This is a genomic window from Microbacterium phyllosphaerae (genome assembly GCF_017876435.1).
Lineage (GTDB): Bacteria > Actinomycetota > Actinomycetes > Actinomycetales > Microbacteriaceae > Microbacterium > Microbacterium phyllosphaerae.
In genome coordinates, this window is the sequence record NZ_JAGIOA010000001.1 from 1,840,106 (window position 1) to 1,863,028 (window position 22,923).

Consider the following 22,923-nt stretch of genomic DNA (forward strand, 5'->3'; position numbering starts at 1 on the left):
TCCCATGACACACACCGCCGCCACGGCCACCAAGACATCGTGGATGCCGCTGGTCAGTCTCTTCCTCGCCCAGGTGCTCATGTCGTTCAACGTGGCGGCACTGCCGATCTCGCTGGGCGGCATGGTGAGCGAGTTCGGGGTGCCGCCCACGGTCGCGAGCACCACCATCGTCATGTACGGGCTCGCGGTCGCGGCACTGGTGATGACCGGTGCGAAGCTGGGGCAGCGCGTCGGCTGGGTGCTCATCTTCCGTGTCGTCATCGTGCTCTTCGCCGCGTCATCGGTGCTGATGATCGTGTCTCCGAGCGTGGGGTGGGCCATCGCCGGCCAGGCGGTCGCGGGAGCCGCCGCCGCCATCATCGTCCCGTCGATCGTGGCGCTGATCGCCGAGAACTATCGAGGTGCGCAGCAGGCGACCGCGATCGGTGCGATCGGCTCCGCCCGTGCGATCTCGGGCGTGACGGCGTTCCTCATCGGCGGAACGCTCGGCACGCTCGTCGGCTGGCGTCCGATGTTCTTCATCGTCTTCGGCATCGCGGTGGTGGTCTTCGCCTTCAGCTTCACGCTGCGCGGAGACCGCGGAGACGCCTCGATCCGCATCGATCTGGTCGCCTCGCTGCTCATCGGCGCCGCGATCGTGCTGCTGACGCTCGGTTTCAACAACCTGAACGGATGGGGAGCTGTCGCGGCCACGGATGCGGCGCCGTTCAGCATCCTGGGGCTGTCGCCCGCGCCCGCGTTCATCGTCGTGGGCATCGTGCTCGGCCAGATCTTCTTCGTGTGGACCCGGCGCCGGATGGCCGAGGGCAAGGTGCCTCTGATCGACCTCAGTGTGCTCGACTCGTCGAAGGAGCGGGCGGCGGTGTACGCGATGTTCATCGTCGTGGCTCTCGAAGCGTGCGTGAACTTCACGATCCCGCTGTACATCCAGATCGTGCAGGGACGCACGCCGTTCGACACCTCGCTCGCGATGATGCCGTTCAACCTCACCGTCTTCATCACCGCGACGCTCGTGGTGCGCTTCTACAAGCGTTACCCGCCGCGCGTGATCGGGGTCTTCGGATTCATCCTCACGACGGTCGCGCTCGTGTGGCTCTCGTTTGTCGTGAACAACAACTGGGAGACGCTTCCCACGATCCTGGGACTGATCGTCTTCGGCATCGGGCAGGGCGCCCTGGTGACCCTGGTCTTCAACGTGCTGGTGACGGCGGCGCCCGCCGAACTCGCGGGCGACGTCGGATCGCTCCGCGGAACGACGCAGAATCTCGCGTCCGCGGTCGGAACCGCACTGGCCGGGGCGTTGCTCGTCTCGCTGCTCGGTCTGAGCATCGGGCGCGCCGTCGTGGAGCACCCCGAGCTGCCGCCCGCCCTGGTGGCGCAGGTCGACATGGACAACCTGAACTTCGTCAGCAACGACGACCTCCGTGCGGCGCTCGAGCAGACGGACGCGACCCCCGATCAGATCGACGCCGCGGTGGCGGTGAACGAGGAATCGCGACTGGGCACTCTCCGCCTCGGACTGCTGCTGCTCGCGGGTCTCAGCGCGGTGGCGATCCTCCCGGCGTCCCGTCTGCCGAAGTACAAGCCGGAGGAGATTCCCGACCCGTCGCCCACGCCGGCCGGGGACTGACTCAGCGCAGCTCGGAGATCAGCACCGCGCTGGTGCCGGGCACCGTGGCCTCGAACACGTGCGGTGCATCTCCGGCATACGAGAGGTAGTCACCCGGGTTCAACAGCACGGGGTCGCCCACCGGTCCGATGTGCGCCTGCCCGGAGAGGAGGATGACGTGCTCGGTCGTTCCGGGGTGGTGAGGATCCGAGCGTCGTGGATCTCCGGGTTCCGCCTTGATGACGTAGATGTCCCGACGTGCGCCGGGCGGGCTCGCAGCGAGCAGCGTGGCGCTGTACGCCGCCGCCGCGGACGGCACACCGGCGAGATCGTCGGCGCGGATCAGCGTCGGTGCGTTGGCCTGCTGGTCGACGAGGACGGCGAACGGGACGCCCAGCGCGACGCCGAGAGCCCACAGCGTCTCGACACTCGGGTTACCTGACCCCGACTCGAGCTGTGAGACCGTCGCCTTCGAGATGCCTGCTCGACGGGCGAGCTCGGAGACCGACAACCCGGCCGTCTCCCTCTCTCTGCGCAGGGTGCGGGCGATGCGGGTGCGGAGGTCGTCCATGTGTTCATCATGTCAAACGATCGTTCGCTTGACTATCCGACTGTTGGTGTTCAGAATGATGATCATGTGTTCACTGCATCGAACGGTGCTGCTGTGAGCGCCGAGCGCGAAGTCTGGCGTGAGGCGCTCGGAGTCGTGCTCGCGACCAGCGCGTACGGGATCTCCTTCGGAGCGTTGGCCGTGGCATCCGGTCTCGATGTCTGGCAGTCCTGCGTCCTCAGCCTGCTGATGTTCACGGGCGGCTCGCAGTTCGCCTTCGTCGGCGTCTTCGCCGCCGGGGGAGTCGCCGCCCTTCCGTCGGCGATCGCGTCAGCCGCACTGCTCGGGGTGCGCAACGTCGCCTACGGCATGCGGATGTCGCCGATCGTCGGCACGACCACGGCGAGGAGGGTCGCCGCGGCGCACTTCACGATCGACGAGTCGACCGCCGTGGCGATATCGCAGAGTGATCCACGGCTCCGTCAGATCGGATTCTGGGTCACGGGAATCGGCATCTTCGCAGGGTGGAATGTCACCACCCTGATCGGTGCGCTCGTCGGCGACGTGCTCGGCGATCCGAAGACCTGGGGGCTGGATGCGGCGGCAGCGGCGGCCTTCCTCGCTCTGCTGTGGCCTCGGCTCAAGCAGCGTCAGGCGATCGCCGTCGGGGTGGCCGCAGCGGTGGTGGCCGCATCGCTCACGCCGTTCATCATGCCGGGTCTGCCGGTGCTGGTCGCCGCGCTCGTGGCGATCGTCGTCGGATGGTTCAACTGGCTCGGGCGAGACGCGCCGGTCGGCGAGCAGAACTCGGAGGGGGAGAGATGAGCGTCTGGAGCGCGATCCTGCTGGCGGCACTGATCTGCCTCGCCCTCAAAGCCGTCGGATACCTCGTTCCAGCCAAGGTGCTGGAGGCGCCTCGACCCGCACGCATCTCGGATCTGCTCACCGTCGCTCTCCTCGCGGCTCTGGTCGCGGTGCAGACCCTCGGCGCGGGCCAGGCCGTGATCGTCGATGCGCGGGTGCCTGCCCTGCTCGTCGCCGCGGGACTGCTGTGGCTGCGGCAGTCGTTCCTCGTCGTGGTCTTCGCCGCAGCCGCGGTGGCCGCCCTGCTGCGTCTGCTCGGCCTGACCGCCTGATGAAGGACGCCGGTGACCACGCGTAGGATCGTCTCGTGCGTATCGGATGGATCTCCCGGGTGCTCTCCTGGATCGCCGCGGCTCTGGTCGGCGGTGTCTTCGGCGTCGCCGGCACGATCGGCCACAGTCTCATGTGGGGTCCGATCCCGGTGGGGCTGATCGTGGGTGCGATCGCGTGCGGCGCGATCCTCGTGGCGATTCGCGCCCTCACTCACGATCGAGGAGCGACGCTCGCCGCGGGGCTCGGAATGGTCGGGATGCTGCTTCTCATCTCGGGGGTCGGCCCCGGAGGTTCTGTGGTCGTCGAAGACACGCTCAGCGGTCGCATCTGGATCTATCTGGTCGCCGGCCTCGTGCTGCTGGCCGTGGCCTGGCCGTCTTTCTCGCGTCTCCCGGTGCGTACCGTCGCCGCAGAGCGCGACGCAGCGCCGGCGCCGGCTCCCATCACGGAGGTGCCGGGCGTGACCCGTGAGACCCGCCTGGGCGATCGGACGGGTCGCGAGTCGTAGACTGAGGGGGTGACGTATGTGATCGCCCTCCCGTGCGTCGATGTCAAGGATCGCGCCTGCATCGACGAGTGCCCCGTTGACTGTATCTACGAGGGCGAACGCTCGCTGTACATCCACCCCGACGAGTGCGTCGACTGCGGGGCCTGCGAGCCGGTCTGCCCGGTCGAGGCGATCTACTACGAGGATGACCTGCCGGACGAGTGGCAGGACTACTACAAGGCCAACGTCGAGTTCTTCGACGAGGTCGGATCTCCCGGCGGTGCGGCCAAGGTCGGCGTCATCGCGCACGACCACCCGATCATCGCCGCCCTGCCGCCTCAGGGCGAGTAGTCCGTGAGCGTCCGCGACCTCGCCGACTACCCCTGGGATGCGGTCGTCCCGTACCGTGAGCGCGCCGCGTTGCACCCGCACGGGATCGTCGATCTCTCCGTCGGCTCGCCCGTCGATCCGACACCCGCGCTGATCCGTCGGGCACTGGCCGAGGCGACCGATGCGCACGCCTACCCGCAGACGGTCGGCACGCCGGTGCTTCGCGAAGCGATCGTCGACTGGTACGCGCGCCGCAGGGGAGTGCCCGACCTCACGGTTGCCAACGTGCTCCCGACGATCGGATCCAAAGAGCTCGTCGCCCTGCTCCCGACGCTTCTCGGGCTCGGCGAGGGTGACATCGTCGTGCATCCTCGCATCGCCTACCCGACGTACGAGGTGGGCGCTCGAGTGGTCGGCGCGACGCCCCTGGCCGCGGATGACCCGGCCGAATGGCCCGAGGGCACCAAGCTCGTCTGGATCAACACGCCGGGCAACCCCGACGGGCGCACCTGGACGGTCGACGAGCTCGCCGTGGCGGTCCGTCGGGCTCGTGAGCTCGGAGCGGTGCTCGCCAGTGACGAGTGCTACGCCGAGCTCGGCTGGGACGGTCGTTGGGCGAGCGAGCCCATTCCGTCGATCCTCGATCCGCGTGTGACGGACGGCAGCAGGGCGAACCTGCTCAGCGTCTACTCGCTGAGCAAGCAGTCGAACCTCGCGGGTTACCGCGCGGCTTTCGTGGCCGGGTGCGCGCGCATCGTCGGTGAACTGCTCACGGCGCGCAAGCACCTGGGACTGATGCCGCCCGAGCCCGTGCAGCACGCGATGGCCGTCGCCCTGGGCGACGATGAGCACGTCGCGGCGCAGAAGGAGCTGTACCGCCAACGGCGCGACACTCTTCGTCCAGCCCTCGAGGCCGCGGGCTTCCGCATCGACGGCTCCGAAGCGGGGCTGTACCTGTGGGCGACCGAGGGGCAGGACGCCTGGGCGAGCATCGCGAGGCTCGCCGATCTCGGCATCCTCGCAGGCCCCGGCCCCTTCTACGGCCCGTACTCGACCCAGCACGTGCGTCTCGCTCTGACCGCTCCGTCTGAGCGGATCGCCGAGGGCGCTCGTCGCCTGCACGCCCAGGCTCTGTAGGTTCCCTCCTCGGCGCCACCTTTCTTTTGTTCGATGTCACAGTAGGCCGGTGTGCCTACTAGGCTGTAAAGGCGATTCGGTCATGTATCGATGATCTCGATCCGACCTGGTGCACAGCGCCGTGACATCGCCACATCCGACTTGATGAAGATCCATGAGGAGGCCCGCGTGAGCGCAGCGGCAGAGCAGCAGGCGACGGCGAAGCTGACGATCGGCGAGACCACTGCGGAGTTCCCGCTCGTGCGCGGCACGGCAGGGACTGACAGCATCGACTTCTCGACGCTGACCCGCCAGACCGGCTACACGGGCCTCGACTACGGGTTCGTCAACACGGCGTCGACGAAGTCCGCGATCACGTTCATCGACGGCGACAAGGGCATCCTGCGCTACCGCGGGTACCCGATCGAGCAGCTCGCGGGCTCGACCAGCTACCTCGAGGTCGCGTGGCTCCTCATCTACGGCGAGCTGCCGTCGGCGGCCGAGCTCGCGGAGTTCGACGAGAAGATCCGTCGGCACACGCTGCTGCACGAAGACCTCAAGCGCTTCTTCTCGGCTCTGCCGCACACGGCGCACCCGATGTCGGTGCTGTCGTCGGCGGTCGCGGCACTCTCGACCTACTACGAGGGTCAGACCGACCCGCACAACCCCGAGCACGTCGAGCTCAACATGATCCGCATGCTCGCCAAGCTTCCGGTCATCGCTGCGTACGCGCACAAGAAGAGCGTGGGCCAGGCCTTCCTCTACCCCGACAACTCGCTCGGGTTCGTCGAGAACTTCCTCAAGCTCAACTTCGGCGTGCACTCCGAGGAGTACCAGGTCAACCCGGTGATGTCGAAGGCGCTCGAGCTCCTTCTGATCCTGCACGAGGACCACGAGCAGAACGCCTCGACCTCGACCGTGCGCCTGGTCGGCTCGACCGGTGCGAACCAGTTCGCCTCGATCTCCGCCGGCATCCAGGCCCTCTCCGGCCCCCTGCACGGCGGTGCGAACGAAGCCGTCCTCACGATGCTGGGCCAGATCCGCGACTCCGGCCAGAGCGTGTCTCGTTTCGTGGAGCGGGTGAAGAACAAGGAGGAGGGTGTGAAGCTGATGGGCTTCGGGCACCGGGTCTACAAGAACTACGACCCTCGCGCCAAGCTCGTCAAGGAGGCCGCCGGCGAGGTGCTCGCAGAACTCGGCGTCACCGATCCGCTGCTCGACCTCGCACAGGAGCTCGAGGAACTCGCCCTCGCCGACGACTACTTCAAGGAGCGTCGTCTGTACCCGAACGTGGACTTCTACACCGGCGTGATCTACAAGGCGATGGGCTTCCCGACGCGCATGTTCACCGTGCTGTTCGCCATCGGCCGTCTGCCCGGCTGGCTCGCGCAGTGGCGTGAGCTGCAGCTCGACCCGCAGACCAAGATCGGTCGCCCGCAGCAGCTCTACACGGGTTCGCCCGAGCGCACCTTCCAGACGCGCTGATCCGACGCGCGATGCCCGTCGTCAGCGCAGAGGCCGTCGTTCCGGTCGACCCGGCGACGGCCTTCGCGGTGTCGCAGACGACGGGAGCGGTGCGCAGGCGCTGGGACCCCTTCATCAGCGAGCAGCATTTTCTCGACGGCGCGGAGGCGGCGGCCAAGGACGTGCGGACGTTCACTCGGCAGCGATTCGGCTTCTCGATGGTGAGCAGATACGTGTCCTACGCCCCGCCGCGCAACGTCGGCATGGTCATGGAGACCGGGCCGTGGTTCTTCACCAAGCTCGGCGGCGGCTGGCGCTTCACCGAGGTGCCGGACGGCACGCTCGCCGTGTGGAAGTACAACTTCTCGTGCCGCCCCACGTGGATCGCTCCGATCGCCGAATGGATCGGCGTCCGCGTTCTCGGCTTCGAGATCAGACGCCGCCTGGCGGGATTCGTACGCGGTTGCTCAGACCCTCAGGTACTCGAGGAAGTACGGCGTACCGCGCACTGAGGCTGGGCTGAAAAACGACGAACGGGTGCGTCGATGCCTGAGCATCGACGCACCCGTCGTGTCGTGTGTGGGTCAGCGGCCCTGTGAACCGCGACCGCGGCCGCCCTGGCCACCCGAGCGGGACTGGCCGCCCTGACGGGATCCGGCCTGCGCACCCTGTCCCTGGCCGCCCTGACCGGAGCGGGGGCGGCGGCTGCGACGCGACGGCGGGTTCGCTGCGGAGTTCCGCTCGCCACCGGCCGGACGCTGCTTCGGGGCCTGACGCTGCTGCTGCTGCTGAACCGGCGCCGGGCGCACGTGCGGGGCGCGCTCGGGCACGAGCTCGGTGACGGCATCCGACGTGACCGGCTCGAGAGCGGCCGAGATGGCCGCCTTGCGGAGGAGGTCCTTCACGTCGCGACGCTGCTCGGGCAGGACGACCGTGACGACCGTTCCTGCTGCGCCGGCGCGAGCCGTGCGGCCGGAGCGGTGCAGGTACGCCTTGTGCTCCATGGGCGGGTCGACGTGGACGACGAGGTCGACGTTGTCGACGTGCACGCCACGGGCGGCGACGTCGGTCGCGACGAGAACGCGCACTCCGCCGTCCGCAGGATCGGACGAGAAGGCACCGAGGTTGCGCTCGCGGGCGTTCTGCGACAGGTTGCCGTGCAGATCGACAGCCGGGATACCGGCGGCGGTGAGCTGCTTCGCGAGCTTCTTGGCCTGGTGCTTCGTGCGCGTGAAGAGGATGCGGCGACCGGTGCCCGAAGCGAGGTCGCGCACGAGCGTGGTCTTGTTGTCGGTCGAGTCGACCACGAGCACGCGGTGCGTCATCTCGCCGACCGGAACGCTCTCTTCGTCGACCTCGTGGCTCACGGCGTTCGAGAGGAAGCGGCGGGCGAGAGTGTCGATGCCGCGGTCGAGGGTCGCGCTGAACAGCAGGCGCTGGCCGCCGGCAGGAGTCGCGGTGAGGATGCGGGTGACGCCGGGCAGGAAGCCGAGGTCGGCCATGTGGTCGGCCTCGTCGAGCACGGTGACCTCGACGGCGTCGAGCTGCACGACCCGCTGCTTCATGAGGTCTTCGAGGCGGCCGGGGCACGCCACGACGATGTCGACGCCGTTGCGCATCGCCTGCTCCTGCGGGCGCTGGCTGACACCGCCGAAGACGGTGGTGACGCGCAGACCCTTGGCCTCGGCGAGCGGCGCGATGGTCGCGGCGATCTGAGTGGCGAGCTCACGGGTCGGTGCGAGCACCAGACCGCGAGGGTGGTTCGGGCGGCTCTTGCGCGACGAGGCCGCGAGGCGCGAGACGAGGGGAAGCGCGAACGCGATCGTCTTGCCGCTGCCGGTGCGTCCGCGGCCGAGGAGGTCGCGGCCGGCGAGGGAGTCGGGGAGGGTGTCGCGCTGAATCGCGAACGCCTCCGTCTTGCCGTCCTTCGAGAGGACGGCGGCGAGGTCGGCGGGCACGCCGAGATCGAGGAAGGAAGTCATGAAGTATCTCCGAGAATGCACGCACGAACCATCGGGCCGGGTGCGGGAAGGTGGGCGACGGCGCGGGATCGCGCATCGTTTCGCCGTTCGAAATGGCCAGAACCAGGCAAGTGGCGCGGGAGCGTGTCGACGACGCAGACGTCTCGCATCGCGAGGAGCGTCGATCCGACACTATCACGCGTCAGGAGGAGAAGCCTGGGACGTCGCCCGCCCGAGCGAGTCGCGCGGTCAGGCGTGCAGCGCTTCGTTGAGGGTCACGCCGACGCCGGCGCGACGGACAGCCTCGACCGCTCCGCTGAGCGAGTTGCGGCGGAACAGCAGCCCGTCCTGTCCCGAGAGCTCGGCGGCCTTCACTGTCTTCTTGCCGCCCTCGGCCGTGGTGGGGCCGTCGACGAGGACGACCTTGGTGCCTGCCGTGACGTAGAGACCGGCCTCGACCACGCAGTCGTCACCGAGCGAGATGCCGATGCCGGCGTTCGCTCCGAGCAGCGTGCGCGAACCGATCGACACACGGTGTGCGCCGCCTCCCGACAGAGTGCCCATGATCGACGAGCCCCCGCCGATGTCGCTGCCGTCGCCCACGACGACGCCCTGGGAGATGCGGCCTTCGACCATCGACGAGCCGAGCGTACCGGCGTTGAAGTTCACGAAGCCCTCGTGCATGACGGTCGTGCCGGGGGAGAGGTGCGCACCGAGTCGGACGCGTGAGGCGTCGGCGATGCGGACACCTGCCGGCTGCACGTAGTCGCTGAGTCGGGGGAACTTGTCGAGTCCCTGCACCTGGATGCCGGCGCGCTGCAGCTGCGGACGCAGCCGGGCCGCGTCATCGGGATGAACAGGGCCGGCGTTCGTCCAGGCCACGTTCGGCAGGTGCGAGAAGATGCCGTCGAGGTTGAGCTCGTTCGGACGCACCACCAGGTGCGACAGAGCGTGCAGACGCAGGTAGGCGTCGACGGTCGATGCCGGTGCGGCATCCAGGTCGATCTGCAGTCGGACCGTCTCGACGGTGACGTTGCGGCGCTCGTCGGGTCCGGCCAGAGCCTCGAGGCTGACGAGCGCGGCAGCGGCGTCTCCGGCCGACGGTGCGTCGGTGAGCACTTCGGGGAACCAGGCGTCCAGCACGGTGCCGTCGCCGGCGATCGTCGAAAGTCCGGTACCCCACACGGTGCGCGCCTCAGTCATGACTCCACGCTATCGCGACGAGATGTGCGCGATCGCACAGATGTCGGGGTAAGTAGGCTGGGGGGCATGGTGCTCGATCTGACAGCGTCCTCCGTCGACCTGACCCGCGCGATCTGCGACATCCCGAGTGTCTCGGGTGACGAGAAGACCCTCGCGGATGCCATCGAGGAGGCGATCTCGGTCTACGACCACCTCGAGGTGCTCCGCCACGGCAACACGATCGTCGCCCGCACGAACCTGGGTCGCGAGCAACGGGTCGCGATCGCCGGTCACATCGACACCGTGCCGATCAATGACAACGTGCCGACGAAGGACGTCGAGATCGACGGCGTCGCGCACCTCTGGGGCCGCGGAACCGTCGACATGAAGAGCGGCACCGCCGTGCAGCTGAAGCTCGCCGCCGAGCTGACCGAGCCCTCGGTCGACATCACCTGGATGTGGTACGACAACGAGGAGGTCGAGGCGTCGAAGAACGGCCTCGCGCTTCTCGCCGCAGTGCGCCCCGACCTCTTCCGCGCCGACTTCGCGATCCTCGGCGAGCCGTCGAACGGCGAGGTCGAGGGCGGATGCAACGGCACGATGCGCGCGATCGTCCGCACCACAGGGGTGCGTGCCCACGCCGCACGCGCGTGGATCGGCGAGAACGCGATCCATCGTGCGGCTCCGATCCTCGCGCGCCTCGCCGAGTACCGCGCCAGGGAGATCCCGGTCGACGGCCTGCTGTATCGCGAGAGCATGAGCGCGGTGCGCATCACCGGCGGAGTCGCGGGCAATGTGATCCCCGACGCGTGCGAGGTCGAGGTGAACTACCGGTTCGCGCCCAGCAAGTCGGCGGCCGATGCCGAGGCCCACATCCGCAACCTCCTCGCCGGATTCGACGTCGAGATCACCGATGCCGCCGAGGGCGCCCGCCCGGGCCTCGACGCCCCCATCGCCCAGGAGTTCGTGGCAGCCGTCGGCGCCGAACCCCGCCCGAAGTACGGATGGACCGACGTCGCCCGCTTCTCGGCTCTCGGCATCCCCGCCGTCAACTACGGCCCCGGCGACCCTCACCTCGCGCACCACGACGAGGAGCGGGTGCCGCTCGCGCAAATCGATGCGGTCGAGCGAGGACTCCGCACGTGGCTCAGCTCGCGCTGACCGTCACCCGTCGCTGGGCGAGTGCACCGCTCGCGCTGCGCATCGCGCTCGTGTATCTGACGGCGCGAGTCATCACCACCGTGTTGATGATCGCGGCTGCTCAGCAGTCGACCTCGCTGTCACGGTTCGGCGCCGAGCCCGGCCTCGCCGACTTCATCGTCGGATGGGACGCCCAGTGGTACTGGCTCGTCGCCGAAGAGGGGTACCCCGCCGATCTGCCTCTCACCGAGTCGGGTGAGGTCGCCGAGAACGCCTGGGCGTTCATGCCAGTGTTCGCCTTCGCAGCCAAGGCCGTCGGGTTCCCGTTCGGCTCCTGGGGGATGGGCGCCTTCCTGCTGTCCTTCGTGGCCGGATACTTGGCGTGTCTCGCGCTGCACCGCCTCCTTCGAGACCGCATCGGTCAGCAGGCGGCGATGTGGGCGGTCGTGTTCTTCGCCGCGGGTCCGATCGCCGCGATGTTCCAGGTCGGGTACGCGGAGACGCTCTTCCTACTCCTGCTCTTTCTGGCGCTGGATGCCACGGTGCGCCGCCGCTACGCGTGGTTGTATCTGCTGATCCCGGTCATGGCGTTCACGCGGCCCGGCATCCTGGCGTTCGCGCTCTACCTCGGCCTGCACGGCATTCTCCGATGGTGGCACCGGCGCGAGGACCCGCTGTTCCCGAGAGAGATCGTGCACATCATCGCCCTCGGCGCGCTCGCCACGGTGGCCGGATTCTCGTGGCAGGTGATCGCGGGAGTGGTCACGGGGGATCCGGGCGCCTACCTCGCGACAGAGCTCGCCTGGCGCAGGAACTGGCTCGTCGGCGGTGTGGAGGGCTTCATTCCGTTCGAAGGATGGATCCAGGCATCCCAGTTCTGGTTCGGACAGTGGGGGCTTCCCACGTCATGGGGGCCGATCGTGCTCGCCCTCCTCGTGGTCGGCGTCGGCGCCGCCCTGATCTACCTGCCGCAGGTGAGGGCGCTCGGTCCGGATCTGCGGCTGTGGAGCGCGAGCTATCTGCTCTACCTGCTCGCGGTCTTCTTCCCGCAGTCGAGCACATTCCGGCTGTTGCTGCCCCTGAGTCCCGCCTGGGGAGCGCTCGCGGTGCCGCGTTCGCGGCTCTGGCGGATGGGCGTCCTGGCGGCCTGCGTGCTGGGCCAGTGGGTCTGGATCTACAACGTCTTCGCGCTCGGGAACACCTTCTGGCAGGTGCCGTGAATGTTAAGGCTTGATGCATTTCTTCATAGGCGACATCCAGGTTCGGGTAACACCCGATAAACTGATCGCATACCACCGGAGGAAAAGGAGCCCACGATGGCAGCGATGAAGCCGAGGACCGGAGACGGACCCATGGAGGCCGTGAAAGAAGGGCGACTCATCATCGTGCGCGTCCCGCTCGAAGGAGGCGGCCGTCTGGTCGTCTCCGTGAACGACGCAGAGGCGAAGGAACTTCACGACGTGCTGGCAGCCGTCGTGGCTCCCGCCTGATCGAACTCGAATTCGCGCACGCGGATTCACGAAGAGGGCGACGGATCGATGATCCGTCGCCCTCTTTCTGTCGTGGTGGCCCGATCGTTCAGGATTCGCCGACGCTGATCAGCTGCAGCAGGCCCTCGCCGCTCGTCGAGACGGTGGCGAGCACCGCAGACGACTCCTGCGTCTCCTGGATGAGCGAGCGATAGGCCGACGTGACCTCGTCGCGCTGCACGGGGTCGGCGACCCGGCCCCCTCCGAGGACTCGGGGGACGAGGACCATGCCGCCCGTGCGCACGAGCCGCAGCCCGTGCTCGACGTAGTCGATGACGTTCTCGGGGTCGGCGTCGACGAGAACGATGTCGTACGACGCCTCGTTCATACGCGGCAGCACGTCGGCGGCGCGTCCGGTGATGAAACGCGCCTTCGTCACCGGGACGCGAGCATCCGCGAATGCCTGACGAGCGGCGGCCAGATGCTCCGGCTCGTTGTCGATCGAGGTCAGAACGGCCTGCGGCGCTCCGCGCAGCAGCCAGAGCCCCGAGACGCCCGCTCCTGTGCCGATCTCGACGATCGACCTGGCGCCCGTCGCGGCGGCCAGCACGGCGATCTGCGAGCCGATGGCGGCGCTGATCGGCGAGGCGCCGAGTTCGACGGCGTGCGCGCGGGCGCGGGCGATCGGCGACGGCTCCACGATGGATTCGCGGATGAAACGTGCATTCGCATCGTTCTCGCTCATTGCCTGGTTCTCCCGACTGAGATATGTGTTCTCCCAGGGTATGCGCTCGGTGCGCGGCGGGAGGGCAGGCGCGGCGGTAGCCTGGACAGATGCAGTTCGGGATCACCTTCGAGAAGCTGCTGCTCATAGGTCTGATCGCTGTGCTGCTCATCGGACCGGAGCGGCTGCCGCGCTACGCCGAGAGCGTCGCCAAGCTCGCTCGGCGTGCCGGGGAGTTCCTGAGGGACACGAAGTCGCGCGTCCGCGACGAGATGGGCCCCGAGATCGACGACGTCGACTGGCGCAAGCTCGACCCTCGCCAGTATGACCCTCGCCGGATCATCCGCGATGCTCTCTTCGAGGATGACCCCGCACCGGGGAAGGCTCGTGCAGAGACCGTCGTCGCCGAGCCGGCCGTGAAACCGGTGCACGCTCCGCGGGTGCGTCCGGAGTTCTCGCACTCGAGTCCTCCGCCGTACGACCCTGAGGCCACCTGACCTCCGGCGCAGACGCGCCGGCCGAGGTCAACCGATCCGAGCGCGCAACTGCGCGATGTCGGCGTCGGTCAGCAGGCTGCGGGGGATCGCCGTGATCGCCGAGGCTCCGCGCAGCTTCAGCAGGACCGCATCCCTGCCTGCGCGCATGCTCTGAAAGGTGCGGTAGTCGATGTCGGACGTGCGCGTCCCCGCGCCGATGTGCAGGGCCGTCTCCCCGAGCCGCACCCAGACCACGGTACCGGGCGGCGTGGCCGAGCGCACCGCACGTCGAGCGCCGACGATCGTCATCACCACGGCATAGACCATGAGCGCGATGCTCGCGACGGGCAGCAGTCCCGACAGTCCCGGGCTGCCGCCGGCCGCGCTCTGGTTCAGGATGCTGAGGGCGAGGGCGGCGGTCAGGGCGACCCACATGATGATCGCTGTGGGGCGGGTGAGAGCGTAGACGGCGGCATCCCGTGCCATTCCCCGGAGCAGCCTCTCATCGACCGTGAGTGACATGAGTGCCCCTAGCTCAGGCTCATCGGGAGCGAACGGCCGACGAGACCTCGGCCCTGGCCAGCGAGAGTGCGGGCGAGCGCGCGGATGGCCGTCGCCGCGGCATCCGTGCTGTCGCTCAGTACGATCGGCACGCCCTCGTCTCCACCGGTACGCAGCGCAGGACTCAGAGGGATCGAGGCGAGGAGCGGAACGGGCTGCGTCTCGGACAGGGCAGCCGCCACCGCAGCTCCGCCGCCCGACCCGAACAGGTCGACGACAGTGCCGTCCGGCAGAGTGAGCGCGCCCATGTTCTCGACGACGCCGATCACCCGCTGGCCGGTCTGGCGGGCGACGAGTCCGCTGCGGATCGCCACATCGGATGCCGCCGCCTGCGGCGTCGTGACCACGAGCACCTCGGCGTGCGGAAGCAGCTGGCCGATCGAGATGGCGATGTCGCCGGTACCGGGGGGCATGTCGATCAGGAGGATGTCGAGGTCGCCGAAGAAGACGTCAGTGAGGAACTGCTGCACGGTGCGGTGCAGCATCGGACCCCGCCAGGCGACCACGGCCTCGCCGTCGCGAAGGAACATGCCGATCGAGATGGTTTTCACCCCGTGCGCCACGGGCGGCAGCATGAGGTCGTCGATGCGGGTCGGCTGCGTCCCCGCGGGGATGCCGAGCAGGCCGGGGATCGAGAAGCCGTGCACGTCGGCGTCGACGAGACCGACAGCGAGTCCCTGATCGGCGAGGGCAGCCGCGAGATTCGCCGTCACAGTGGACTTGCCGACGCCGCCCTTGCCGCTGGAGACCAGGATGACGCGGGTGAGCGAATCAGGACCGAACGGCATCTGACGTGCGGGGCGTCCGTCACGGAGCTTCTCGGTGAGCGCCTTGCGCTCGGCGGGAGTCATGACGCCGACCTCGACCTCCACCTCGGCGATGCCGGGGGCGGAGGCCGCAGCGGCTCGGACGTCGGACTCGATGCGCGCCGCCGCGGGGCATCCGACGATCGTGAGCACGATCGAGACGTGCGCGCGTCCGTCGTCGACGGAGATCTCCCTGACCATGTCGAGGTCGCCGATCGGTCGCCGGAGCTCGGGATCGGTGACCGCGGCGACGGCCGCTCTGACAGCGTCGGCAGCGGTCATGAGGAGGTGCGGCCGCCGGGGCGACGCTCGCCCGGCTCATCATGCTCGCCGAGCTCGGCGAGCAGCGCCTTGAGCTCCTGGCGCAGCACGTCGCGGGTCACGACCTGATTGTTGCGCTCTTCGAGCGACATCCGCAGCGCGACGATCTCTCGGGCGAGGTACTCGGTGTCGGCCAGATTGCGCTCCGCGCGCTGACGGTCCTGCTCGATCTGTACGCGGTCGCGGTCGTCCTGCCGGTTCTGTGCGAGAAGGATCAGGGGAGCGGCGTACGACGCCTGCAACGAGAGCATCAGGGTGAGGGCGGTGAACCCGAGTGCGGCGTCATCGAAGCGCAGGTTGTCGGGCAGCAGCGTGTTCCAGCAGATCCACAGCACGCAGAACAGGGTGAGGATCAGCAGGAACGCCGGAGTTCCCATCGCCCGGGCGACCCACTCGGTGAAACGGCCGAACCTGTCGCGCGAGGTCGACCGCTGGCGGGGCGTTCCGCGTCCGAGCGTCGTGCCGCGCCCGAGAGGAGCGTCGAGCTGGGGCGAGCGGGAGCGGGCCATCAGCGCACCTCCTTCGTGACCGTCGACTCGTCGCTGTCGTGCGTGCGCCAGTCGTCGGGAAGCAGATAGTCGAGGACGTCGTCGATGCTGATCGCGCCGACCAGGCGGTGCGCGGTGTCGACCACAGGCAGCGACACCAGGTCGTAGCTCGCCAGCATCCGGGCGACCTCCGCGGCGGAGGCCGTGACGTGCACGGGCTCCAGGCTGTCGTCCATGATGGCGCCGAGTCGCTCATGGGGCGGATAGCGCAGCATCCGCTGGAAGTGCACCATCCCGAGCAGACGGCCGGTCGGTGTCTCGAACGGCGGCAGCGTCACGAAGACCGCCGCGGCGAGGGCCGGGTGCAGCTCGTGCCGACGGATCAGGGCGAGTGCCTCGGCCACCGTGGCATCGGCGGAGAGGATGATCGGCTCGGGCGTCATGAGACCACCGGCCGTGTCGGGGCCGTAGCGCAGCAGCATCCTGACGTCTTCGGCCTCCTCCGGCTCCATCAGCTCGAGCAGCTGCTCGAGTCTGTTGGGAGGGAGCTGGGCGAGGAGGTCGGCCGCGTCGTCGGGCTCCATCTGGTCGAGGATGTCGGCGGCGCGCTCGTCACCGAGGCGATCGAGGATGTGCACCTGCTCGTCTTCGGGCATCTCCTCAAGGGCATCGGCGAGACGGTCGTCGGAGAGCTCTTCGGCGACCTCGATCATGCGCTGCTGCGGCAGATCGAGCAGGGTGTTCGCGAGGTCGGCGGCGTGCAGTTCGGAGTACGAGGCGACGAGCTGCTCGGCCGACTGCGACTCACCCGGCGAGTGCTGCTCCGTGACCTCGCTCCAAGCGGCGAACGTGGTCGGGCCCTTGGCGAACGGCGACGCGCTGGTCTTCGGACGGCGGAGGAAGAGCTGGCTGACAGCCCATTCGCCGAGGCGGTTCGGTTCGATCGCCACGTCTTCGATCACTGCGGTACCGCTGCCGTCGACCAGACCCACCCGTCGACCGAGGAGCTCGGCCAGGACGCGGACCTCGCCGGCGCGTGGCGAGAATCGGCGCACGTTGATGAGGCCGGTGCTGATGACCTGACCCGCACGGATCGAGGTGACTCGTCCGATCGAGAGGAAGACCTGGCGGCGGCCCGGGATCTCGACGACGAGGCCGATCACGCGCGGAGCCGCCGTACTTCGGTACACGATGACGACATCACGGACTTTGCCGAGCCGGTCGCCCACGGGGTCGAAGACGGCGCAGCCTGCAAGGCGCGCGGCGAATACCCGTTGTGTGCTCACTCATCCAGCGTAGTGCGCGGGGCCTGCGAGGGTCCTGCCGAGTGTGTCGCACCGGGGCCTCGGCGCGACACGCTCCCGGCCCCGCCACCGGTGGGCATGGAACAATGGCGGGATGAGCATGCTGAACCGTCCAGCTGACAGCCGCGATGAGGGCGAGATCGTCGCCTCCACCCGTGATTACGAGGGAGCGCAGAAGACGGTCTCGAAACTGATCGCCGAGGACGTGCCTGCACGCGACATCGCGATCATCGGACAGAGCGTTCGCACCGTCGAGCGCATCACCGGACGCCTCGGTTACGCCGCTGCCGCTCGCTCGGGTGCCGTCAACGGCGTGCTCATCGGGCTCTTCCTCTCCGCGATCCTCGTGATCGGCAACCCTGAGGTGCCGATCCAGCTCTTCGTCGGCTTCGTGTTCATCGGAGTCGCGCTCGGCATGCTGCTGAGCCTCGTCACGTATGCGATCGTGCGTCGTCGTCGCGATTTCGCGAGCATCACGCAGTTCGCGGCCGATCACTACGAGGTCCGTGTGCAGGCGGGATCCCTCGCGAAGGCGCGTCTGGCGCTCGGTGCTGCGAAGCCGACACCGGTCCGCGCACCGGTGAACCTCGATGAGCCGCCGCGGTACGGTGAGCGCATCACCCCCGGGGGCCACACGGCACCCACCCCTCCCGCCACGCCCGTCGAGCCGACGCCCGGCCCCGAACAGGTACCCGGCTCCGAGCCGACACCGCCCCTGGGCGGCGGCCAGACCCCGCCCGAGGAACCTGCGATCCCGCCGCGCCCGGCGGATCCGAGCACGCCGCCCGCTGATGTCCCGGATGCCGGTGCCGCCGGTGTTCCGCCGAAGTCGGCGGAGCCCGCCTGATGACCGAACCGCAGCGCGAGCCGTTCGACCCCATCGATCCGTCCGCACCGGCGCAGCCGCCGATGCCGCCGGCCGCACCGCCGTACGTGTCGGTGCCGCCTGCTCCGCCGGCGCCCGGGGCGGTGCCTCCCTCGGCCGTGGCACCCGTCTACGCAGATGCTCCGGTTCCGGGGTATGCCGCGCCGCATCAGAGTCCGGGACAGGCGCCCGCCTCTCAGCCGCCGCACGGCTACTCGCAGCAGTCGCCCGCTTATCCGCAGCAGGCACCCGCGTACCCGCAGCAGGCGCCCATGTACTCGCAGGCACCTGTGTACCCGCAGGCACCCGGCCACGGGTACCCGCCGCCGCAGAACGGGTACCCCGCGCCCGGCCACCCCATCGGGGCGTACCCCGCCGCCGTCCCGCCGCGTGGCCTGCTCCCGTGGGCGCTCGGGCTTCTGATCCTCATCCCGTTCCCGTTCGTCGGGGGACTCGCGTCGGGGATCGCGATGGCGGTCAGCGGTGGAGCCTCTCGTCGCTTCGGGGGAGTCGCCCGCGAGAACGCGCGCGCCGCGCTGAACTGGGGGCTCACCTACCTTCTGGTCTCCACCGTGCTCCTGGTGTCGCACTTCGTGGTGCTGGCCAGTCTGACCCGCGATTCTCCGTCGACGGGCTTCTATCCGATCGGCATCCCGATCACGATCTACTTCGCCCTGTCGGTGTTCCACCTGGGGCTCGTCATCATGGGCATGATCCGCACATCGGGCGGCAAGCTCATGCGAGTCCCGTTCGCGATCCCGTACCTGCGCGCCTGATGTCCGAGATCTCCGTCGAACTGCCCACCGGGGCGACGACGGTCTCTGCGGACTGGGCCGCCGGTACCCACGGTTCGACGATCGTCATCGCGCACGGGGCGGGCACAGGCAAGGACCATCCGTTCCTCACGGGGTTCGCCGATGCGCTCGGTGCACTCGGCTTCTCGACGCTGCGATTCAACTTCCCCTACGTCGAGCAGGGGCGCAGGATGCCGGGGCCGGCGACGCACGCGATCGCGACCTGGAACGCGGCGGTGGCCTTCGCTCGCGAACAGGATCCGGAGGCTGCCGTCTGGGCGTCCGGCAAGTCCTACGGCGGACGGATGGCCTCCATGGCCGTGTCCGACGGTCTTGTCGTCGACGGTCTCGCCTACCTCGGCTATCCGCTGCACGCTCCGGGCAAGCCCGAGAAGCCACGCGCGGAGCACCTGCCGGCGATCACCGTGCCGCAGCTCTTCGTCGAGGGCACGAACGATCCGTTCATCCAGCCCGTGACGCAGTTCGAAGACGTCGTCGCCACCTGTCAGGACGCCCGTGTCGTCTGGATCGAGGGCGGAGGCCACACCTTCGAGGTGAAGGGGCACAAGCGCCCGGCATCCGACATCGGCGCGTCGCTCGCGCCTTTCGTCGCGGAGTTCGCCCGGCCCTGACAGCATGGCAGGGTGAGTCTCGATCGAATCGCCCTGATCTCGGATGTGCACGGCAACCTGACCGCCCTCGAGGCGGTGCTCGCCGACATCGGGCGCCGGGGGATCACGCGTATCGTCAACCTCGGCGACACCGCGGGCAAGGGTCCGCGAGGCGAGGATGCGGTGCGGCGCTGCCGTGCGGTGTGCGAGGTGAACGTCCGTGGCAACTGGGACGACTTCCTTCCCACGATCCCCGACGACGGACCCGCTGAGATGCTCTGGTGGCGCGACGAGCTGTCGCCGTCGAGCAGGGAGTGGCTCGCGGCGCTTCCCCTCAGTGCCGATCTGATACTCAGTGGTCGCCGGATCCGGCTGTTCCACGCGTCGGCGCAGAGCCCGCACGTCCGAGTGCACTTCCACCACACGCCCGAGCAGTTCTCCGCGATGTTCGAGGCGACCGAGATGACCGGAGACGGCCCGCTGCCCGACGTCGTGGGATACGCCGACATCCACGATGCCTACATCGAATCGAATGACGGACGCACGCTGTTCAACGTCGGCAGCGTCGGGAACCCGCTCGACACGCCCGTGCCGTCGTACGTGATCCTCGAGGGCGGGGAATCGGCCGACGATCCGTTCGGCATCCAGTTCGTCCGTGTGCCGTACGACGTCGAGGCCGAGATCGCTGTCGCCCAGTCGCTCGACATGCCGACCACCGACGTCTGGTCGATCGAGCTCCGCACCGCCGTCTACCGAGGACGGCAGTGGTGAAAGGGCTCCACCACGTCGAGATCTGGGTGGCCGATCTCGACGAGGCCGTGGACAGCTGGGGCTGGCTGCTCCCGCGGCTGGGTCTCGAGCTCACGGGCGAGTGGGCGGACGGTCGCACATGGGAGGCGGGGAGCGCGTACGTGACGCTCACGACCTCGCCGAATCTGTCAGCCACCGCACACGATCGGCGTCGCGCCGGCGTCAACCATCTCGCGTTCTGGGGTGGGACGCGCGCCGAGGTCGATTCCCTGCTGGCGGACGCGGACGCGCACGGATGGCATCCGCTCTACCAGGAGCGGTACCCGCACGCCGGCGGACCGGACCACTACGCCGGTTGGGTGCAGAACGCGCAGGGGTTCAAGGTCGAGATCGTCGCGGAGCAGCCCGCATAGGCGTCAGCCGAGCGATGAGAGCTCAGGGTCATCGAGCAGCCGCCGCATAGTGGAGAGCCCCAGGTCGCTCATCGCGGGGTTCGACTCCTCGTAGTACCAGCCCAGTCCCATCGCTTGCTGCAGGGCCCAGGCCGCACCCCGCATCCACTCGACGTCGCCGGAGCCCAGCCGGTCACGGATGATACGGCGACGTGGTGCGTCGAACAGGTGCCAGGCCGCGACGAGGTCGAGCGCACGATCCGCGGGGCCGAAGCCGCCACCGTCGAGGACCCCCGCCAGGCGATCGTCCGAGACCAGGAGGTTGACCGGCGTGAGGTCACGGTGGCTCATGAGCTCGGGGCCGGACGAGGGGAGCCCCCGCAGCGTATTCCAGAGACGACGGACTCGAGGAGCATCGAGCAGGTGGCCGCTCCTGTCGATGCAGAGCTCGACCCACTCGTCGTGGTCGGCGAGGACGCCGCCGCGACCGTGGCCGTCGAACACACGCCCGCGGACATCCGCGGCCCGGAGAGAAGCGATCACATCGCCGACGTCGGACGCCAAGGACTCGGATGCCGCGTGGCCGTCGTGGCTCGCGGTCATGCCCGGCACCCAGGTCTGCACCGACCACGCCGACGGATACTCCGACGTCGACGGGCCGATGCCGACAGGTCGGGGCGATGCCACCGGGCACACCGCGGCGAACTCCGTCATCGCGGCGGCTTCGCTGTGCAATGCCGCTTCGGTCTCCCCGGTGAGCGGGAACCGCGCCGCCAGATCGTCGCCGATGCGGAAGATGGTGTTCACCGTCCCCGCCGTGCGGACGCGCCGCAACGGCATGAGGGCGAGCTCCGGGAACCGCCGGGCGATCAGTCGCGCAGCGGTGTCATCGGTGAGCCCGAACTCGCCCTCATGCATGCAGCGAGGTCAGCCCTGCACTCGCGCGATCCAGGCTTCGACCTCGTCCGCGGTGCGGGGGATCTCCGCCGACAGGTTGACCGGGCCCTCCTCCGTCATCAGGATGTCGTCCTCGATGCGCACACCGATACCGCGGTACTCGGCGGGGACGGTGAGGTCGTCGATCTGGAAGTACAGTCCGGGCTCGATCGTGAAGACCATGCCCGGGGCGAGGATGCCGTCGTAGTACATCTCGCGACGGGCCTGAGCGCAGTCGTGGACGTCGATGCCGAGGTGGTGCGAGGTGCCGTGCACCATGTAGCGGCGGTGCTGTCCGCCGGCATCCGCGTCGAGTGCCTCCTGCGCGGTCACGGGGAGCAGGCCCCACTCGGCGACCTGGGCGGCGATCACACGCATGGCCGCCTCGTGCACCTCGCGGAAGCGCACGCCGACGCGGGCGGCGGCGAAAGCGGCATCCGCTGCCTCGCGGACGGTCTCGTAGACGCGGCGCTGGACCTCGGTGAAGGTGCCGGAGACCGGCAGAGTGCGGGTGATGTCGGCGGTGTAGAGGCTGTCGGCCTCGACACCCGCATCCACGAGGATCAGGTCGCCGGGGACGACCGTGCCGTCGTTGCGGGTCCAGTGCAGGTAGCAGGCATGGGGGCCAGAGGCGGCGATCGTGTCGTAGCCCTCGCCGTTGCCGTCCTCGCGGGCGCGGCGGTGGAAGACACCCTCGACGACCCGCTCGCCACGGGCGTGGGCGATCGCCTCGGGGAGTGAGCGGATCACGTCTTCGAAGCCCTGCGCGGTGATGTCGACCGCACGGCGCATCTCGGCGATCTCGAACTCGTCCTTGACCAGGCGCAGCTCCGAGACGAAACGGGTCAGGTCGTCGTCCTCCTCGAGCACGAGCTCACCCTCGACCGCCGTGAAGCGGTCGAGGTGCTCGGTCGCCACGGCGAGGTCGGCTGCCACACCGGCGAGCGACGGGCGAGGACCGATCCAGAACTCGCCGACGGTCGCGTCCGCGTAGAACTCGGTCGTCGTGCGGTCGGCGCGCTCGCGGAAGTACAGCGTGACGTCGTGTCCGCCGTCGGTCGGTTCGAACACGAGGATCGAGTCGGGCTCGGAGTCCGCGGCCCATCCGGTGAGGTGCGCGAACGCGGAGTGAGCGCGGTAGGGATAGTCGGTGTCGTTGCTGCGCTGCTTGAGCGAGCCCGCGGGGATGACGAGGCGCTTGCCCGGGAAGGCTGCCGACACGGCAGAGCGACGGACGGCGGCGAACGCGGCCTGTGCACGCGGCGCCGGGATGGACTCGGGGCGTTCGGCCCAGCCGGTCGAGATCGTGTCGAGGAATCCGCGGGGGAAGGGCTGCTTCCGGTTCGTGGTGGTCGTCTCGGCGGGGGCCTCGGTGCTGGGCTCGGCGATCGTGTCGCGTTCTGCGGTGCTCATCCCACCAGTCTGTCACCTGCGGGTCGGCTGCGTGATG

Annotated in this window: 27 protein-coding genes; 17 read left to right on the plus strand and 10 right to left on the minus strand. The window is 68.9% G+C overall.

What is annotated here, in order from left to right:
* Positions 1 to 4 precede the first annotated feature (4 nt).
* Complete coding sequence (locus tag JOF42_RS08535; RefSeq protein WP_210097475.1) at positions 5 to 1,630, plus strand: MFS transporter; 1,626 nt, start codon at positions 5 to 7, stop codon at positions 1,628 to 1,630.
* Between the two features lies 1 nt (position 1,631).
* Here JOF42_RS08535 and JOF42_RS08540 read toward each other — a convergent pair whose 3' ends face one another.
* Entirely contained in the window at positions 1,632 to 2,180 is a 549-nt protein-coding gene (locus tag JOF42_RS08540) for a helix-turn-helix domain-containing protein (protein WP_210097476.1), read from the minus strand.
* 93 nt (positions 2,181 to 2,273) lie between these two features.
* Here JOF42_RS08540 and JOF42_RS08545 point away from each other — a divergent pair, with 93 nt between their 5' ends.
* From JOF42_RS08545 to JOF42_RS08575, 7 genes are all read left to right on the plus strand, one after another.
* Positions 2,274 to 2,984, plus strand: coding sequence for an AzlC family ABC transporter permease (locus JOF42_RS08545; protein WP_210099136.1), 711 nt, complete (start codon positions 2,274 to 2,276; stop codon positions 2,982 to 2,984).
* The gene (locus JOF42_RS08550) at positions 2,981 to 3,295 is read left to right on the plus strand and encodes an AzlD domain-containing protein (RefSeq protein WP_210097477.1); all 315 of its coding nucleotides are present in this window, start codon (positions 2,981 to 2,983) and stop codon (positions 3,293 to 3,295) included. Before JOF42_RS08545 ends, JOF42_RS08550 begins: the two co-directional genes overlap by 4 nt.
* 35 nt (positions 3,296 to 3,330) lie before the next feature.
* Complete coding sequence (locus JOF42_RS08555; RefSeq protein ID WP_307803569.1) at positions 3,331 to 3,804, plus strand: histidinol dehydrogenase; 474 nt, start codon at positions 3,331 to 3,333, stop codon at positions 3,802 to 3,804.
* Positions 3,805 to 3,813: 9 nt separating this feature from the next.
* Positions 3,814 to 4,134, plus strand: coding sequence for a ferredoxin (gene fdxA, locus JOF42_RS08560; protein WP_042542002.1), 321 nt, complete (start codon positions 3,814 to 3,816; stop codon positions 4,132 to 4,134).
* A 3-nt stretch (positions 4,135 to 4,137) separates the two neighbouring features.
* A complete protein-coding gene (dapC, locus tag JOF42_RS08565; RefSeq protein WP_210097478.1) occupies positions 4,138 to 5,250 on the plus strand; it encodes a succinyldiaminopimelate transaminase in 1,113 nt (370 codons plus the stop codon).
* Between the two features lie 144 nt (positions 5,251 to 5,394).
* Positions 5,395 to 6,714: a citrate synthase gene (locus tag JOF42_RS08570; protein WP_157534228.1), complete on the plus strand. Its 1,320-nt coding sequence runs from the start codon at positions 5,395 to 5,397 to the stop codon at positions 6,712 to 6,714.
* Between the two features lie 11 nt (positions 6,715 to 6,725).
* Positions 6,726 to 7,205, plus strand: coding sequence for an SRPBCC family protein (locus JOF42_RS08575; RefSeq protein WP_210097479.1), 480 nt, complete (start codon positions 6,726 to 6,728; stop codon positions 7,203 to 7,205).
* Positions 7,206 to 7,277: 72 nt separating this feature from the next.
* Here JOF42_RS08575 and JOF42_RS08580 read toward each other — a convergent pair whose 3' ends face one another.
* Both JOF42_RS08580 and dapD read right to left on the minus strand, forming a co-directional pair.
* Entirely contained in the window at positions 7,278 to 8,675 is a 1,398-nt protein-coding gene (locus tag JOF42_RS08580; protein WP_210097480.1) for a DEAD/DEAH box helicase, read from the minus strand.
* A 228-nt stretch (positions 8,676 to 8,903) separates the two neighbouring features.
* A complete protein-coding gene (gene dapD / locus JOF42_RS08585) occupies positions 8,904 to 9,857 on the minus strand; it encodes a 2,3,4,5-tetrahydropyridine-2,6-dicarboxylate N-succinyltransferase (RefSeq protein WP_210097481.1) in 954 nt (317 codons plus the stop codon).
* Positions 9,858 to 9,923: 66 nt separating this feature from the next.
* Between dapD and dapE the strand changes: the two genes are divergently transcribed.
* The 3 genes from dapE to JOF42_RS08600 all read left to right on the plus strand — a co-directional run bounded on the left by dapE (position 9,924) and on the right by JOF42_RS08600 (position 12,466).
* A complete protein-coding gene (gene dapE / locus JOF42_RS08590) occupies positions 9,924 to 10,997 on the plus strand; it encodes a succinyl-diaminopimelate desuccinylase (RefSeq protein WP_210097482.1) in 1,074 nt (357 codons plus the stop codon).
* The gene (locus JOF42_RS08595; RefSeq protein WP_210097483.1) at positions 10,979 to 12,196 is read left to right on the plus strand and encodes a hypothetical protein; all 1,218 of its coding nucleotides are present in this window, start codon (positions 10,979 to 10,981) and stop codon (positions 12,194 to 12,196) included. Before dapE ends, JOF42_RS08595 begins: the two co-directional genes overlap by 19 nt.
* A 96-nt stretch (positions 12,197 to 12,292) precedes the next feature.
* Positions 12,293 to 12,466 carry a DUF3117 domain-containing protein gene (locus JOF42_RS08600; RefSeq protein ID WP_017203323.1) on the plus strand — a complete coding sequence of 58 codons (174 nt, stop codon included), beginning with the start codon at positions 12,293 to 12,295 and terminating at the stop codon, positions 12,464 to 12,466.
* An 88-nt stretch (positions 12,467 to 12,554) separates the two neighbouring features.
* Here the strand turns inward: JOF42_RS08600 and JOF42_RS08605 are convergent, their stop codons facing one another.
* Complete coding sequence (locus JOF42_RS08605; RefSeq protein ID WP_210097484.1) at positions 12,555 to 13,190, minus strand: O-methyltransferase; 636 nt, start codon at positions 13,188 to 13,190, stop codon at positions 12,555 to 12,557.
* A gap of 89 nt (positions 13,191 to 13,279) precedes the next feature.
* On the opposite strand from JOF42_RS08605, the gene JOF42_RS08610 reads away from it, so the two are divergent.
* Positions 13,280 to 13,666 (plus strand): twin-arginine translocase TatA/TatE family subunit, encoded by a 387-nt coding sequence (locus tag JOF42_RS08610; protein WP_210097485.1) that lies wholly within the window; start codon positions 13,280 to 13,282, stop codon positions 13,664 to 13,666.
* A 27-nt stretch (positions 13,667 to 13,693) separates the two neighbouring features.
* Here the strand turns inward: JOF42_RS08610 and JOF42_RS08615 are convergent, their stop codons facing one another.
* From JOF42_RS08615 to JOF42_RS08630, 4 genes are read right to left on the minus strand one after another with little or no spacing between them, the layout of a single operon-like run.
* Positions 13,694 to 14,167, minus strand: a complete 474-nt coding sequence (locus tag JOF42_RS08615) for a YcxB family protein (RefSeq protein ID WP_210097486.1) — start codon at positions 14,165 to 14,167, stop codon at positions 13,694 to 13,696.
* Between the two features lie 8 nt (positions 14,168 to 14,175).
* A complete protein-coding gene (locus JOF42_RS08620) occupies positions 14,176 to 15,294 on the minus strand; it encodes an Mrp/NBP35 family ATP-binding protein (RefSeq protein ID WP_210097487.1) in 1,119 nt (372 codons plus the stop codon).
* Entirely contained in the window at positions 15,291 to 15,842 is a 552-nt protein-coding gene (locus JOF42_RS08625) for a DUF1003 domain-containing protein (RefSeq protein ID WP_210097488.1), read from the minus strand. Before JOF42_RS08625 ends, JOF42_RS08620 begins: the two co-directional genes overlap by 4 nt.
* The gene (locus JOF42_RS08630) at positions 15,842 to 17,107 is read right to left on the minus strand and encodes a magnesium transporter MgtE N-terminal domain-containing protein (RefSeq protein ID WP_210097489.1); all 1,266 of its coding nucleotides are present in this window, start codon (positions 17,105 to 17,107) and stop codon (positions 15,842 to 15,844) included. Before JOF42_RS08630 ends, JOF42_RS08625 begins: the two co-directional genes overlap by 1 nt.
* 112 nt (positions 17,108 to 17,219) lie before the next feature.
* Here JOF42_RS08630 and JOF42_RS08635 point away from each other — a divergent pair, with 112 nt between their 5' ends.
* Genes JOF42_RS08635 through JOF42_RS08655 form a run of 5 tightly spaced genes read left to right on the plus strand, consistent with a single transcriptional unit; the run spans position 17,220 to position 20,558 of the window.
* Entirely contained in the window at positions 17,220 to 17,972 is a 753-nt protein-coding gene (locus JOF42_RS08635) for a general stress protein (RefSeq protein WP_210097490.1), read from the plus strand.
* Complete coding sequence (locus JOF42_RS18085; protein ID WP_210097491.1) at positions 17,972 to 18,766, plus strand: DUF4870 domain-containing protein; 795 nt, start codon at positions 17,972 to 17,974, stop codon at positions 18,764 to 18,766. The genes JOF42_RS08635 and JOF42_RS18085 overlap by 1 nt, the downstream gene beginning before the upstream one ends.
* Positions 18,766 to 19,416 carry an alpha/beta hydrolase family protein gene (locus JOF42_RS08645; protein WP_210097492.1) on the plus strand — a complete coding sequence of 217 codons (651 nt, stop codon included), beginning with the start codon at positions 18,766 to 18,768 and terminating at the stop codon, positions 19,414 to 19,416. The genes JOF42_RS18085 and JOF42_RS08645 overlap by 1 nt, the downstream gene beginning before the upstream one ends.
* A gap of 12 nt (positions 19,417 to 19,428) precedes the next feature.
* A complete protein-coding gene (locus tag JOF42_RS08650) occupies positions 19,429 to 20,166 on the plus strand; it encodes a metallophosphoesterase family protein (protein WP_210097493.1) in 738 nt (245 codons plus the stop codon).
* Entirely contained in the window at positions 20,163 to 20,558 is a 396-nt protein-coding gene (locus JOF42_RS08655; RefSeq protein ID WP_210099137.1) for a VOC family protein, read from the plus strand. The genes JOF42_RS08650 and JOF42_RS08655 overlap by 4 nt, the downstream gene beginning before the upstream one ends.
* Before the next feature lie 3 nt (positions 20,559 to 20,561).
* Here JOF42_RS08655 and JOF42_RS08660 read toward each other — a convergent pair whose 3' ends face one another.
* On the minus strand, positions 20,562 to 21,455 hold the full coding sequence (locus JOF42_RS08660) for an aminoglycoside phosphotransferase family protein (protein WP_210097494.1): 894 nt from the start codon (positions 21,453 to 21,455) through the stop codon (positions 20,562 to 20,564).
* Between the two features lie 9 nt (positions 21,456 to 21,464).
* Positions 21,465 to 22,886 (minus strand): aminopeptidase P family protein, encoded by a 1,422-nt coding sequence (locus JOF42_RS08665; protein WP_210097495.1) that lies wholly within the window; start codon positions 22,884 to 22,886, stop codon positions 21,465 to 21,467.
* Positions 22,887 to 22,923: the final 37 nt, after the last annotated feature.